Raw genomic sequence first — 13,998 nt, 5'->3', positions numbered from 1 at the left:
GGTGACTGATCCACCGCTATCGCTGGCAAGCCAGCTCCCACAGGGTTTTGTGGTGATCATAAAGCCCGGAAACACAAACCCCGGCGCGAGGCCGGGGTTTGTGATGTTCCCTTTACAACCTTAAACCAGCGCAGCAATCGCCGCGTTGAGGGTTGCGCTTGGGCGCATGGCCTTGCTGATCAGCTCGGCATTGGCGTGGTAGTAACCGCCGATGTCGACTGGCTTGCCCTGAACGGCGTTGAGCTCGGCAACGATGGTTGCTTCGTTCTCGGTCAGAGTCTTGGCCAGAGTCGCGAACTGCGCTTGCAGTGCAGCGTCTTCAGTCTGGGCGGCCAGGGCCTGAGCCCAGTACATCGCCAGGTAGAAGTGGCTGCCGCGGTTGTCGATGTTGCCGACTTTACGCGATGGCGACTTGTTGTTGTCGAGGAACTGGCCAGTGGCCTGGTCCAGGGTTTTCGACAGCACCAGTGCTTTCGGGTTGTTGTAGTTCACGCCCAGATGCTCAAGGGACGCTGCCAGTGCGAGAAACTCGCCCAGCGAATCCCAGCGCAGGAAGTTTTCTTCAACCAGTTGCTGCACGTGCTTCGGAGCCGAACCGCCGGCGCCGGTTTCGAACAGGCCGCCGCCGTTCATCAGCGGCACGATCGACAGCATCTTGGCGCTGGTGCCCAGTTCCATGATCGGGAACAGGTCGGTCAGGTAGTCACGCAGTACGTTGCCGGTCACCGAAATGGTGTCCTTGCCTTCGCGGGTGCGCTGCAGGGTGTACTTCATCGCGTCGACCGGCGCCATGATCTGGATGTCCAGACCGGCAGTATCGTGATCCTTCAGGTAAGCCTGAACCTTCTCGATCACTACGCCGTCGTGAGCGCGCATTGGGTCCAGCCAGAAGATTGCTGGAGTTGCGCTTGCGCGAGCACGGTTGACGGCCAGTTTGACCCAGTCCTGGATCGGCGCGTCTTTGGTCTGGCACATGCGGAAGATGTCGCCGGCTTCAACAGCCTGTTCCATCAGCAGGTTGCCCTTGCTGTCGGTGACGCGAACCACGCCGTCAGCCTTGATCTGGAACGTCTTGTCGTGCGAGCCGTACTCTTCGGCTTTCTTCGCCATCAGGCCAACGTTTGGCACGCTGCCCATGGTGGTCGGATCGAAAGCGCCATTGGCTTTGCAATCTTCGATCACGGCCTGGTAGATGGTCGCGTAGCAGCGATCCGGGATCACCGCCTTGGTGTCGTGCAACTGACCGTCGGTGCCCCACATTTTGCCGGAGTCACGGATCATTGCCGGCATCGAGGCGTCGACGATGACGTCGCTCGGCACGTGCAGGTTGGTGATGCCTTTGTCGGAGTTGACCATCGCCAGCGATGGACGAGCGGCGTAGACCGCGGCCATGTCGGCTTCGATCTGCGCTTGCTGCTCCGCCGGCAGGGCCTTGATGCGCGCGTACAGATCGCCGATGCCGTTGTTCAGGTTGAAGCCGATCTCGGCCAGCACGTCAGCGTGCTTGGTCAGGGCGTCTTTGTAGAACTCGGCAACGATCTGGCCGAACATGATCGGGTCGGAGACCTTCATCATGGTCGCTTTCAGGTGAACCGAGAGCAGCACGCCCTGGGCCTTGGCGCTTTCGATTTCAGCAGCGATGAACGCGCGCAGGGCGTTTTTGCTCATCACGGCGCAGTCGAGGATCTCGCCAGCCTGAACGGTGGTTTTTTCTTTCAGGACGGTAGCGGTACCGTCCTTGGCGATCAGTTCGATCTTCACGGCGTCAGCGGCGTCGATCAGGGCAGCTTTTTCGCTGCCGTAGAAATCGCCGGTGCTCATGTGAGCGACGTGGGACTTGGAGTCTTTGGCCCAGGCGCCCATTTTGTGCGGGTGCTTGCGAGCGTAGTTTTTAACCGACAGCGGTGCGCGACGGTCGGAGTTGCCTTCACGCAGAACCGGGTTCACGGCGCTGCCCTTGACCTTGTCGTAACGCGCCTTGGCGTCTTTGTCGGCGTCGCTGGTCACGGTTTCCGGGTAATCCGGGAGGTTGTAACCCTGAGCTTGCAGCTCTTTGATCGCGGCTTGCAGCTGTGGCACCGAAGCGCTGATGTTCGGCAGCTTGATGATGTTGGCTTCAGGCGTAACGGCCAGGTCGCCCAGTTCGGCGAGGTGGTCGGCTACGGCTTTGTCGCCCAGTTGCTCGGGGAAGCTGGCCAGAATGCGCGCTGCAAGAGAGATATCGCGGGTTTCCACGGCGATATCGGCCGAAGCGGTGTACGCCTCGATGATTGGCAGCAGGGAATAGGTGGCGAGGGCTGGAGCTTCGTCGGTGAAGGTATAGATGATCTTCGAGCGGGTGGGCATATTCGGATTAACTCTCTCTTCTTTGCTAAAGCGTGCGCAGAAACTCGAGGGGCGCCGGGTAAGCGCGTTCGTTCAAAGTCATCCATGAACCGAATGTCGAGATTCTTCGCGGTGATGTTGGGTGCATCAGTAGAGCGTCAAGCAGTCGGACTGCGGTAACAACCCGACCAATCAGGCGGAAAGTCTCGTGCTAGAGAGGCCAGCCGTCGTGACCCTGTGGTCAGCGGGCGGCATTATACATAGGTAGCTGGCAATCTGCCGATGGTTCATATGCAACGATTCTCGTCCATTGGTCTAAAGGTCGCAGGGCGGGGTGGGGCGTAGAGTCGTCGCGAATGCTTGAGTTTGGCGCTTTTCCCTTTGCTTTCAGGCTTGTACGAAACGAGATGTAGCCGCGCCACGAACAGAGGGTTTGCGTGTTGATTTAACTGGGTTACGCTCGAACCAAGCCAGATGTTCAATCCAAACAATGGAGTTCAGCATGGGTTACAAGAAGATTCAGGTTCCAGCCGTCGGCGACAAAATCACCGTCAATGCAGACCATTCTCTCAATGTTCCTGATAACCCGATCATCCCCTTCATCGAAGGTGACGGCATTGGTGTCGACATCAGCCCGGTGATGATCAAGGTTGTCGATGCTGCAGTTCAAAAGGCATACGGCGGTAAACGCAAGATTTCCTGGATGGAAGTCTACGCCGGGGAAAAAGCCACTCAGGTTTACGATCAGGACACCTGGCTGCCTCAGGAAACTCTCGATGCAGTCAAGGATTATGTGGTTTCCATCAAAGGCCCGCTGACCACGCCGGTCGGTGGCGGCATCCGCTCGCTGAACGTGGCCCTGCGTCAGCAACTCGACCTGTACGTCTGCCTGCGCCCTGTGCGCTGGTTCGAAGGCGTGCCAAGCCCGGTGAAAAAGCCTGGCGACGTCGACATGACCATCTTCCGCGAGAACTCCGAAGACATCTATGCCGGCATTGAGTGGAAGGCCGGTTCGCCGGAAGCCACCAAAGTCATCAAATTCCTTAAAGAAGAAATGGGCGTCACCAAAATCCGTTTCGACGAAAACTGCGGCATCGGCGTCAAGCCGGTTTCGCTGGAAGGCACCAAGCGTCTGGCGCGCAAGGCTCTGCAATATGTGGTCGATAACGACCGCGATTCGCTGACCATCGTGCACAAAGGCAACATCATGAAGTTCACCGAAGGTGCCTTCAAAGAGTGGGCCTACGAAGTGGCCGCCGAAGAATTCGGCGCGACCCTGCTCGACGGCGGCCCGTGGATGCAGTTCAAAAACCCGAAAACCGGCAAGAATGTTGTGGTCAAGGATGCCATCGCCGACGCCATGCTCCAGCAGATCCTGCTGCGCCCGGCCGAATACGATGTGATCGCGACCCTCAACCTCAACGGCGACTACCTCTCCGACGCTTTGGCGGCGGAAGTGGGCGGTATCGGTATCGCGCCGGGCGCCAACCTGTCCGACACCGTGGCGATGTTCGAAGCGACCCACGGTACGGCGCCGAAGTACGCCGGCAAGGATCAGGTCAACCCGGGTTCGCTGATTCTCTCGGCAGAAATGATGCTGCGCCACATGGGCTGGACTGAGGCGGCGGATCTGATCATCAAGGGCACCAACGGCGCTATTTCGGCCAAGACTGTGACCTATGACTTTGAGCGTCTGATGGACGGGGCCAAGCTGGTTTCGTCTTCGGGCTTTGGCGATGCGCTGATTTCGCATATGTAAAACGCGGGCACGTAAAAACCGCCTGATTCTTCATTGAGTCAGGCGGTTTTTTATTGCTTGGGATATTCAGGTGAAGATCAGTCAGCTCACGCTTTGGCAGTTGCGGCAGCGGCAGCGGCAGCGGCAGCAGCGCTGACAGCTGCACTATCAATGGCACTGGATGGTTCGACTGACTGGATGTTTACGGCATGCAGCCCCTTGGGGCCTTGGATAATGCTGAAAACCACCGCCTGCCCGGCCTTAAGGGTTTTGTATCCGTCCATCTTAATCTGAGAAAAATGAGCAAAAAAGTCGATCTCTTTGCCATCCTCATCGCGGCCTTCACGGGCGTCGGTATTGATAAAGCCGAATCCCTTGGCATTGTTGAACCATTTCACCTTGCCGACAGCCATGCTCAAATCCCTCTGCAACAGACTCCATCGCTGGAGTATCATCCAATTCATCCGCAATCTAATCCGTTAAAAGGATTGACTCCGCGGATCTTTTTTACCCACTGTGGGCTCTATTGGTTGTAACACCGTTTTCCCGATAGTCAAGGTGACCGGGCAGTCGGAGTTGAAAACGCGTACAACCGCCCCCACCACTGTATTTGCACAACTGACGAACCTTTCTTTCCATGCATGCAATCAGCCAGATTCGACTAACATTCAATCAGGATCGCCCGCTTCTCCAAAAGGATCTTCCACAGGAGCACGACGACGATTCGGCAGGCGTTGCTGTTCAGGAAGCAAAGCCTGCGTTACAGGCGCCGCCGATGTACAAGGTGGTTTTGTTCAACGATGACTACACACCGATGGATTTCGTCGTCGAAGTGCTCGAGGTGTTTTTTAACCTGAATCGCGAGCTGGCGACCAAGGTCATGCTGGCCGTCCACACAGAAGGACGGGCAGTATGTGGAGTGTTTACCCGCGACATCGCCGAGACAAAGGCCATGCAGGTCAACCAGTACGCCAGGGAAAGCCAGCATCCGCTACTCTGTGAAATCGAGAAGGACGGTTAATCGCCGACCACTTGGGTATGAGGTGAAGCTATGTTAAACCGCGAGCTCGAAGTCACCCTCAATCTAGCCTTCAAGGAGGCTCGTTCGAAACGTCATGAATTCATGACCGTCGAACACCTTTTGCTGGCCCTATTGGACAATGAGGCTGCCGCCACCGTTTTGCGTGCCTGCGGCGCAAACCTCGACAAACTCAAGCATGACCTGCAGGAGTTCATCGACTCCACCACGCCATTGATCCCCGTTCATGACGAAGATCGCGAAACCCAGCCAACCCTGGGCTTCCAGCGTGTACTGCAACGTGCTGTTTTCCACGTACAGAGCTCGGGCAAACGCGAAGTAACCGGCGCCAACGTGCTGGTTGCCATCTTCAGTGAGCAAGAGAGTCAGGCAGTGTTTCTGCTGAAACAGCAGAGCGTTGCGCGCATCGATGTCGTCAATTACATCGCACACGGCATTTCCAAAGTGCCGGGGCATGGCGATCACTCTGAAGGTGAACAAGATATGCAGGACGACGAGGGCGGTGAGTCTTCTTCTTCAGGCAATCCTCTGGATGCTTATGCCAGCAACCTCAACGAACTCGCGCGCCAGGGTCGTATCGATCCGCTGGTCGGTCGTGAATCGGAAGTCGAACGTGTCGCGCAGATTCTCGCGCGTCGGCGCAAAAACAATCCGCTGCTGGTCGGTGAAGCAGGCGTGGGTAAAACCGCGATTGCCGAAGGTCTGGCCAAGCGCATTGTCGACAACCAGGTGCCGGATCTGCTGGCCGGTAGTGTTGTTTATTCGCTCGATCTCGGTGCTCTGCTCGCGGGCACCAAGTATCGCGGTGATTTCGAGAAGCGCTTCAAGGCGTTGCTCAATGAATTGAAAAAACGTCCGCAAGCCATTCTGTTTATCGACGAGATCCACACCATTATTGGTGCGGGCGCTGCGTCGGGCGGGGTCATGGACGCTTCGAATCTGCTTAAGCCGCTACTGTCGTCTGGCGACATTCGCTGCATCGGTTCGACCACGTTCCAGGAGTTTCGCGGCATCTTCGAGAAGGATCGCGCCTTGGCGCGTCGCTTCCAGAAGGTCGATGTCGTCGAGCCATCGGTGGAAGACACCATTGGTATCCTGCGCGGCCTGAAAGGGCGTTTCGAACAGCACCACAACATCGAATACAGCGACGAAGCGCTGCGTGCCGCTGCTGAACTGGCGTCGCGCTATATCAATGACCGACACATGCCGGACAAAGCCATTGATGTTATTGACGAGGCGGGCGCCTATCAGCGTCTGCAACCGGTCGAGAAGCGCGCCAAGCGTATCGAGGTGCCGCACGTCGAAGACATCGTCGCGAAAATCGCGCGGATTCCGCCTAAGCACGTCACCAGCTCCGACAAGGAGTTGCTGCGTAACCTTGAGCGTGACCTGAAGCTGACGGTGTTTGGTCAGGACGCGGCGATCGATTCGCTGTCAACCGCGATCAAGCTCTCTCGTGCCGGCCTCAAGTCGCCTGACAAGCCAGTCGGTTCGTTCCTGTTCGCAGGCCCGACCGGTGTCGGTAAAACCGAGGCCGCGCGACAACTGGCCAAGGCGTTGGGGATCGAGCTGGTGCGTTTCGACATGTCCGAGTACATGGAGCGTCACACCGTATCGCGTCTGATCGGTGCGCCTCCAGGTTATGTCGGTTTCGATCAGGGCGGTCTGTTGACCGAAGCGATCACCAAGCAGCCGCACTGCGTATTGCTGCTCGATGAAATCGAGAAAGCGCATCCGGAAGTCTTCAACCTGCTGCTGCAGGTGATGGACCACGGTACGCTGACTGACAACAACGGGCGCAAGGCGGATTTCCGCAACGTGATCGTGATCATGACCACCAACGCCGGTGCCGAAACGGCTGCGCGGGCTTCGATCGGTTTCACCCATCAGGACCACTCGTCTGATGCGATGGAAGTGATCAAGAAGAGCTTCACACCGGAGTTCCGTAACCGTCTGGACACCATTATCCAGTTTGGTCGCCTCAGCCATGAGGTCATCAAAAGTGTGGTGGACAAGTTCCTTACCGAGCTTCAGGCGCAGCTGGAAGACAAGCGTGTGCTGCTTGAGGTCACTGATGCTGCGCGGAGTTGGCTGGCGGCGGGTGGTTATGACTCGGCAATGGGCGCACGTCCGATGGCGCGTCTGATTCAGGACAAGATCAAGCGTCCGTTGGCGGAGGAGATTCTGTTTGGCGAGCTGGCCGAGCATGGCGGTGTGGTGCACATCGACATCAAGGATGGTGAGTTGACGTTTGACTTCGAGACTACCGCAGAAATGGCCTGATGGCCTTGGATCAAGAGGGCGCCTTCGGGCGCCTTTTTGTTGTCTGGTGTTTTTGTGTGTATATCCGTTGCTGCGGTGATGGCTTATTACGGTTTCGCCCTTACGGCGACTCACTTTTTTTCAAACGCCAAAAAAAGTAAGCAAAAAACGCTTGCTCCTACGTGCGGCCCGCTCGCTGGGGCTCGGGGTTCCTTCGCTCCGGGATCGATCCGGGCGCAGCGCCTACGGTTTGCTTCGCTGCACCTCCTCTCGCTGTGTTTGGCTGCGCCAAACGGTCGCTGCGCTCCCACGCCCGGATCAATCCCTCCACTCAGCCTTCCGACGTCGCCTTGCAGATCAAAAGCCGCAGCCGAGCTAACGCTCATCCTGTTGAGTGGTGAGGAGCAACAGCGTGTTCGGCTTAGGATTGGTGTTGGATTCACCCCTCACCCCAGCCCTCTCCCAGAGGGAGAGGGGGCCGATTTTTGAGCTTTTCAAAATCTGAGTTCGACTCGGTATCACATGTCGGCGTACCTCGCCCAAACACCAAGGTCAGTTCCCTCTCCCTCCGGGAGAGGGCTAGGGTGAGGGGCTCTTGATCTGGCTCTGGCTCTGGCTCTGGCTCTGGCTCTGGCTCTGGCTCTGGCTCTGGCTCTTGATCTGGCTCTGGCTCTGGCTCTGGCTCTGGCTCTGGCTCTTGATCTTGCTTTGGCTTTTGATCTTTTGCCCCTTCGGCAGGCCGAGCGTAGGTGTCCATCCGGGGGTTAGGCGCGCAGCGCCGTGCGGCGAAGCCGCATACATCGAGAGGAGGTGCAGCGAAGCAAACCGTAGGCGATGCCCCCGGATGGACACCGTAGCGAGGGAACACTGAGCCTCAGCGAAGTGCCGTACGCCGGGGCAAAGCCTTTTGGGTTACCTTTTCGGCGTTTGGAAAAGGTGACTCGCTGTAAGAGCGAAACCGCCAGCGGCAGCACCCGCAGCAACGGATATGCCCCCAAACCCAAACCAACCCCCAAAACGCACAAACAAAAACGCCCGGCATAAACCGGGCGTTTTGTATTGACTTGATTAACGAGCGCGGTAAGTGATGCGCCCTTTGCTCAAGTCATAGGGCGTCAGCTCGACGCGCACTTTGTCACCGGTAAGAATACGAATGTAGTTCTTGCGCATCTTGCCGGAAATATGCGCGGTTACGACGTGCCCATTTTCCAACTCCACACGAAACATGGTGTTGGGCAGGGTGTCGACGACAGTGCCTTCCATTTCGAAGCTGTCTTCTTTCGACATGCAGTAAAGCCCTCGGTATCCAATGAATGGCCCGGTGCAACTGCGCCAGGCAAAAGCGGCGTGCATTGTGCCCGAAAAATGGGGTTTACGCCAAGGGGTTTACGGCTTGGGTTTAGTTGAGGATGACCCAGCGCTGATTAATCAGCAATTCGATGGGGCGATATTGCGTCTTGTAGTTCATCTTTTTGCAGTTCTTGATCCAGTAACCGAGGTACACCGCCTCAAGTCCGAGGCGCTGTGCCTCGGCGATTTGCCAGAGGATGGCAAATCGGCCAAGGCTACGGCGTTCCTCGGCCGGTTCGTAGAAGGTGTACACCGCCGACAAACCGTTCGGCAGTAAGTCGGTCACGGCCACGGCTAGCAACCGTCCGTCGAGTCGGAACTCATAGAAGCGCGAGAAGGGCAGATCGCGTACCAGAAAAGTCGAGAATTGATCGCGGCTCGGCGGGTACATATCGCCGTCGGCGTGGCGTTGTTCGATATAGCGCTGGTACAGATCGAAATATTCTTCGCTGAACTGCGGTTTGGCCGGGCGCACCTGCAAATCCGTGTTGCGTTTGAAAATCCGCTTCTGCTGACGATTGGGTGTGAACTGCGCCACCGGAATGCGCGCAGGCACGCACGCATTGCAGTTCTGGCAATGCGGGCGGTACAGATGATCGCCGCTGCGACGAAAGCCCATTTCCGACAGGTCTGCGTAGACATGCACATCCATGGGCTGGCTCGGATCGAGAAACAGGGTCGTGGCCTGCTCCTCGGGCAGATAACTGCAAGAGTGAGGCTGAGTGGCATAGAACTTCAAACGCGCCAACTCGGTCATGATCAACCCTCGGGATAAGCTGGTGAATTAAGTGTAAGCCACGCGCGCAAAAGTCGCTCAGCAAACCCAGTTGGCACGATTGGGTTGATCCAGGTGATGTGCCAGATAATCGGCGAATTGCTGACGAGGAATTGCCCGCGCGCCGAGGCTGTGCAGATGATCGGTCGGCATCTGGCAATCGATCAGCGCGAATCCCGCGTCTTTCAGGTGGCGCACCAAGGTGGCAAAACCGAATTTGGACGCGTTGTCGGCGCGGCTGAACATCGATTCGCCGAAAAACAGTTGGCCCATCGCCAGGCCGTACAGGCCGCCGACCAGTTCGTCTTGATCCCAGACCTCCACCGAATGCGCGAAGCCGCGGCGATGCAGTTCAACGTAGGCGTCCTGCATGGCTTGGGTGATCCAGGTGCCGTCGGCGTAATCCCGTGGTGCAGCGCAGGCGCGGATCACTGCGTCGAAGTCCTGATCAAAGGTCACTTGATAGCGTTGTTGGCGCAGCAATTTGCCGAGGCTGCGCGAGACATGCAGTTCGTCGGGAAACAATACCGTGCGCGGATCCGGCGACCACCAGAGAATCGGCTGGCCTTCGGAAAACCATGGAAAACAGCCATGGCGATACGCTTGAATCAGTCGGTCGGCCGACAGATCGCCACCGGCGGCGAGCAATCCGTTGGGGTCGCGCATGGCCTTTTCCAGCGGTGGAAAAGTCAGGGAATTACGTTGTAACCAAGTCAGCATGGCATCCAGGCTTGCAGAAGGGGAGGGCGGTGCGGGCCGTTTGGCCCGCGATAAAGTGTGCCGTTAAATGACCGGAATGTCGTCCAGATACTTCTCGGCATCGAGTGCGGCCATGCAGCCGGCGCCTGCCGATGTCACCGCCTGACGGTAAACGTGGTCGGCCACGTCGCCGGCGGCAAACACCCCGGGAATCTCGGTGGACGTAGCATCGCCATCACTGCCACCCTTGACCAGCAAGTACCCATCACGCATCGGCAGTTGTCCCTGAAACAGATCAGTGTTGGGTTTGTGACCAATGGCAATGAATACGCCGGCCAGCGCCAGTTCAGTGGTTTCGCCGGTATGGCTGTCACGCAGTCGTGCGCCGGTGACGCCGCTGGCATCGCCGAGTACTTCGTCGAGATTCTGGTTCCAGTGCAGGCGCACGTTACCGTTCGCGGCTTTCTCGAACAGTTTGTCTTGCAGGATTTTCTCCGCACGCAGCTTGTCGCGGCGGTGGATCAGATGCACCTCCTTGGCAATGTTCGACAGGTACAGTGCTTCCTCGACGGCGGTATTGCCGCCGCCGAGCACGGCGACCACCTGATTGCGATAGAAAAAGCCGTCACAGGTCGCGCAGGCGGATACGCCTTTGCCGGCGAAGGCTTCCTCTGAAGGCAGTCCCAGGTATTGCGCCGAGGCCCCGGTGGCAATGATCAGTGCGTCGCAGGTGTAAGTGCCGCTGTCGCCAGTGAGCTCGAACGGGCGCTGCTGCAACTTGGCGGTGTGGATGTGGTCGTAAACGATCTCTGTGGCAAAGCGTTCGGCGTGTTTCTGCATGCGCTCCATCAGTACCGGGCCCGTGAGGCCTTCGACGTCGCCGGGCCAGTTGTCGACTTCGACGGTAGTGGTGAGCTGGCCACCGGCCTGCAGGCCGGTAATGACCACGGGTTTGAGGTTGGCGCGGGCGGCATACACGGCAGCGCTGTAACCGGCCGGGCCGGAGCCGAGGATGATCAGGCGTGAATGCTTCGCTACGTTCATCAAATACACCTCATAAGCCTTTGTCACAAAAGGTAATGCATGCTCAAATTGAGTCGCGGCTTCTGTGTGCTTGACTATGCTCAATCCTGGGGCTTGAAGCATGGCATCAGACGCACAAACCCGTACAATGCCGGGCTGTTACAGAATATTCGCGCTGCGCTGTGTTTATAAAATGCGCGACGCAGTGTTAAAAGTAGTCTCAGTTGCGCTCGTTCACTTTTTTACCTGCCTGGATTGGGCAGTTTTTATCGTCATTCAATAGATGGACGCGCCTTGGGCGCAGGAAAAGAAGCGTTTTGAAGAAATCCACCGAAGCACCAAAAACAGTCGTTCCGCTCTGGCGCCAACAGTTGCACTACCGGCTCAAGGAAGGTGCATTGATCGCCATCGGTGCCTTGTGCCTGTTCCTGATGATGGCTTTGCTGACCTACGGCAAGGACGATCCAGGCTGGAGCCACAACAGCAAGATCGACGACGTACAGAATTTCGGCGGCCCGGCGGGCTCCTACAGCGCCGATATATTGTTTATGGTGCTGGGTTACTTCGCCTACATCTTCCCGCTGCTGTTGGCGATCAAGGCCTACCAGATCTTCCGTCAGCGCCACGAACCGTGGCAGTGGAGCGGCTGGCTGTTCTCCTGGCGTCTGATCGGTCTGGTGTTTCTGGTGCTGTCCGGCGCGGCGCTGGCGCATCTGCATTTCCACGCAGCGTCGGGTCTGCCGGCAGGTGCGGGCGGCGCGCTGGGCGAAAGTCTCGGCAATCTGGCGAAGAATGCGCTGAACATTCAGGGCAGCACGCTGTTGTTCATTGCGTTGTTCCTGTTTGGCCTGACGGTGTTCACTGACCTGTCGTGGTTCAAAGTGATGGACATCACCGGCAAGATCACCCTTGATCTGTTCGAACTGTTTCAAGGCGCGCTCAATCGCTGGTGGTCGGCACGTACCGAACGCAAACAACTGGTTGCGCAACTGCGTGAAGTCGACGATCGCGTCCACGACGTGGTCGCGCCGACGGTGACCGACAAACGTGAGCAGGCCAAAGTCAAAGAACGCCTGATCGAACGTGAGCAAGCCCTGAGCAAGCACATGTCCGATCGCGAGAAACAAGTGCCGCCGGTTATCGCCCCGGCTCCGGCCAAGGCGCCCGAGCCAAGCAAGCGCGTACAGAAGGAAAAACAGGTGCCGTTGTTCGTCGACAGCGCCGTGGAAGGCACCTTGCCGCCGATCTCGATTCTTGATCCGGCGGAAAAGAAACAACTCAATTACTCACCGGAATCCCTGGCGGCGGTCGGCCACTTGCTGGAGATCAAGCTGAAGGAGTTCGGGGTCGAGGTCACGGTGGATTCGATCCACCCAGGCCCGGTGATTACCCGTTACGAAATCCAGCCGGCTGCCGGCGTCAAAGTCAGCCGCATCGCCAACCTCGCCAAAGACCTTGCGCGTTCCCTGGCCGTGACCAGTGTGCGGGTGGTCGAGGTGATTCCGGGCAAGACCACCGTCGGTATCGAGATCCCCAACGAAGACCGGCAGATCGTACGTTTCTCCGAGGTGCTGTCGACGCCCGAGTACGACAACTTCAAATCGCCGGTCACCCTGGCACTCGGTCATGACATTGGTGGCAAGCCGGTCATCACCGACCTGGCGAAGATGCCGCACTTGCTGGTGGCCGGTACGACCGGTTCCGGTAAGTCGGTGGGTGTGAACGCGATGATTCTGTCGATCCTGTTCAAGTCCGGCCCGGAAGACGCCAAGCTGATCATGATCGACCCGAAAATGCTGGAACTGTCGATCTACGAAGGCATTCCGCACCTGCTGTGCCCGGTCGTCACCGACATGAAGGATGCCGCCAATGCCCTGCGCTGGAGCGTCGCCGAGATGGAGCGCCGCTACAAGCTGATGGCGAAGATGGGTGTCCGAAACCTGTCCGGCTTCAACGCCAAGGTCAAGGAGGCCCAGGACGCCGGCGAGCCGTTGAGCGATCCGCTGTACAAGCGTGAAAGCATCCACGACGAAGCGCCATTGCTGCAAAAGCTGCCGACCATCGTTGTGGTGGTCGACGAATTCGCCGACATGATGATGATCGTCGGCAAGAAGGTTGAAGAACTGATCGCCCGTATTGCCCAGAAGGCGCGGGCGGCCGGTATTCACTTGATCCTTGCAACCCAGCGGCCGTCGGTGGACGTGATCACCGGTCTGATCAAGGCCAACATTCCAACCCGTATGGCGTTCCAGGTGTCGAGCAAGATCGACTCGCGGACCATCATCGACCAGGGCGGCGCCGAACAACTGCTCGGCCACGGTGACATGCTTTACATGCCGCCGGGCACCAGCCTGCCGATCCGGGTTCACGGTGCATTCGTTTCCGATGACGAAGTCCATCGTGTGGTCGAGGCGTGGAAACTGCGCGGCGCGCCGGAATATAACGACGACATCCTCAACGGTGTCGAAGAAGCCGGCAGCGGTTTTGAAGGCAGCAGCGGTGGTGGCGATGGCGATGATCCGGAAGCCGACGCGCTGTACGACGAAGCTGTACAGTTTGTTCTGGAAAGCCGTCGTGCCTCGATTTCCGCGGTACAGCGCAAGCTGAAGATCGGCTACAACCGCGCCGCACGGATGATCGAAGCCATGGAAATGGCCGGGGTCGTCACCTCGATGAACACCAACGGTTCCCGTGAAGTCCTGGCCCCGGGCCCGGTACGCGACTGATTGCAAACGCAAGAGGCGGGACAATGATGTGCCGCCGCTCTCCCAACGAGTATTCAAGAGG

The 13,998-nt window shown here is 58.0% G+C and carries 11 protein-coding genes; 4 read left to right on the top strand and 7 right to left on the bottom strand.

Annotated elements, in window-relative coordinates:
* Positions 1–120 precede the first annotated feature (120 nt).
* Entirely contained in the window at positions 121–2,346 is a 2,226-nt protein-coding gene (locus AC3IUF_RS18910) for an NADP-dependent isocitrate dehydrogenase (RefSeq protein WP_007920205.1), read from the bottom strand.
* A 481-nt stretch (positions 2,347–2,827) separates the two neighbouring features.
* Here AC3IUF_RS18910 and icd point away from each other — a divergent pair, with 481 nt between their 5' ends.
* Entirely contained in the window at positions 2,828–4,084 is a 1,257-nt protein-coding gene (gene icd / locus AC3IUF_RS18905; protein WP_007920207.1) for an NADP-dependent isocitrate dehydrogenase, read from the top strand.
* A gap of 86 nt (positions 4,085–4,170) precedes the next feature.
* Here icd and AC3IUF_RS18900 read toward each other — a convergent pair whose 3' ends face one another.
* A complete protein-coding gene (locus AC3IUF_RS18900; RefSeq protein ID WP_123376865.1) occupies positions 4,171–4,476 on the bottom strand; it encodes a cold shock domain-containing protein in 306 nt (101 codons plus the stop codon).
* A gap of 224 nt (positions 4,477–4,700) precedes the next feature.
* On the opposite strand from AC3IUF_RS18900, the gene clpS reads away from it, so the two are divergent.
* Positions 4,701–5,084, top strand: a complete 384-nt coding sequence (clpS, locus tag AC3IUF_RS18895) for an ATP-dependent Clp protease adapter ClpS (protein WP_011334948.1) — start codon at positions 4,701–4,703, stop codon at positions 5,082–5,084.
* 30 nt (positions 5,085–5,114) lie between these two features.
* On the top strand, positions 5,115–7,385 hold the full coding sequence (gene clpA, locus AC3IUF_RS18890; RefSeq protein WP_007920210.1) for an ATP-dependent Clp protease ATP-binding subunit ClpA: 2,271 nt from the start codon (positions 5,115–5,117) through the stop codon (positions 7,383–7,385).
* Positions 7,386–7,943: 558 nt separating this feature from the next.
* Here the strand turns inward: clpA and AC3IUF_RS18885 are convergent.
* From AC3IUF_RS18885 to trxB, 5 genes are all read right to left on the bottom strand, one after another.
* On the bottom strand, positions 7,944–8,165 hold the full coding sequence (locus AC3IUF_RS18885; protein ID WP_489278971.1) for a hypothetical protein: 222 nt from the start codon (positions 8,163–8,165) through the stop codon (positions 7,944–7,946).
* A gap of 267 nt (positions 8,166–8,432) precedes the next feature.
* Complete coding sequence (gene infA, locus AC3IUF_RS18880; RefSeq protein WP_002553999.1) at positions 8,433–8,651, bottom strand: translation initiation factor IF-1; 219 nt, start codon at positions 8,649–8,651, stop codon at positions 8,433–8,435.
* A 112-nt stretch (positions 8,652–8,763) separates the two neighbouring features.
* The gene (locus AC3IUF_RS18875) at positions 8,764–9,471 is read right to left on the bottom strand and encodes an arginyltransferase (protein WP_007908064.1); all 708 of its coding nucleotides are present in this window, start codon (positions 9,469–9,471) and stop codon (positions 8,764–8,766) included.
* 57 nt (positions 9,472–9,528) lie between these two features.
* Positions 9,529–10,209 carry a leucyl/phenylalanyl-tRNA--protein transferase gene (gene aat, locus AC3IUF_RS18870; protein ID WP_489278970.1) on the bottom strand — a complete coding sequence of 227 codons (681 nt, stop codon included), beginning with the start codon at positions 10,207–10,209 and terminating at the stop codon, positions 9,529–9,531.
* A gap of 63 nt (positions 10,210–10,272) precedes the next feature.
* Positions 10,273–11,232 (bottom strand): thioredoxin-disulfide reductase, encoded by a 960-nt coding sequence (gene trxB / locus AC3IUF_RS18865; RefSeq protein ID WP_123376618.1) that lies wholly within the window; start codon positions 11,230–11,232, stop codon positions 10,273–10,275.
* 296 nt (positions 11,233–11,528) lie between these two features.
* Between trxB and AC3IUF_RS18860 the strand changes: the two genes are divergently transcribed.
* Positions 11,529–13,937, top strand: a complete 2,409-nt coding sequence (locus AC3IUF_RS18860) for a DNA translocase FtsK (protein WP_034155142.1) — start codon at positions 11,529–11,531, stop codon at positions 13,935–13,937.
* The last annotated feature ends 61 nt before the right edge of the window (positions 13,938–13,998 follow it).

It is taken from the genome of Pseudomonas sp. KH_040, assembly GCF_057839305.1.
This window is presented reverse-complemented; position numbering and strand designations above follow the sequence as displayed.

Bases quoted from the DNA above. Each gene is read 5' to 3' on its own strand.
- clpA (WP_007920210.1), top strand. From the start codon at position 5,115: ATGTTAAACCGCGAGCTCGAAGTCACCCTCAATCTAGCCTTCAAGGAG.
- clpS (WP_011334948.1), top strand. From the start codon at position 4,701: ATGCATGCAATCAGCCAGATTCGACTAACATTCAATCAGGATCGCCCG.
- infA (WP_002553999.1), bottom strand. From the start codon at position 8,651: ATGTCGAAAGAAGACAGCTTCGAAATGGAAGGCACTGTCGTCGACACC.
- AC3IUF_RS18875 (WP_007908064.1), bottom strand. From the start codon at position 9,471: ATGACCGAGTTGGCGCGTTTGAAGTTCTATGCCACTCAGCCTCACTCT.
- trxB (WP_123376618.1), bottom strand. From the start codon at position 11,232: ATGAACGTAGCGAAGCATTCACGCCTGATCATCCTCGGCTCCGGCCCG.
- AC3IUF_RS18910 (WP_007920205.1), bottom strand. From the start codon at position 2,346: ATGCCCACCCGCTCGAAGATCATCTATACCTTCACCGACGAAGCTCCA.
- aat (WP_489278970.1), bottom strand. From the start codon at position 10,209: ATGCTGACTTGGTTACAACGTAATTCCCTGACTTTTCCACCGCTGGAA.
- AC3IUF_RS18900 (WP_123376865.1), bottom strand. From the start codon at position 4,476: ATGGCTGTCGGCAAGGTGAAATGGTTCAACAATGCCAAGGGATTCGGC.
- AC3IUF_RS18885 (WP_489278971.1), bottom strand. From the start codon at position 8,165: ATGTATGCGGCTTCGCCGCACGGCGCTGCGCGCCTAACCCCCGGATGG.
- icd (WP_007920207.1), top strand. From the start codon at position 2,828: ATGGGTTACAAGAAGATTCAGGTTCCAGCCGTCGGCGACAAAATCACC.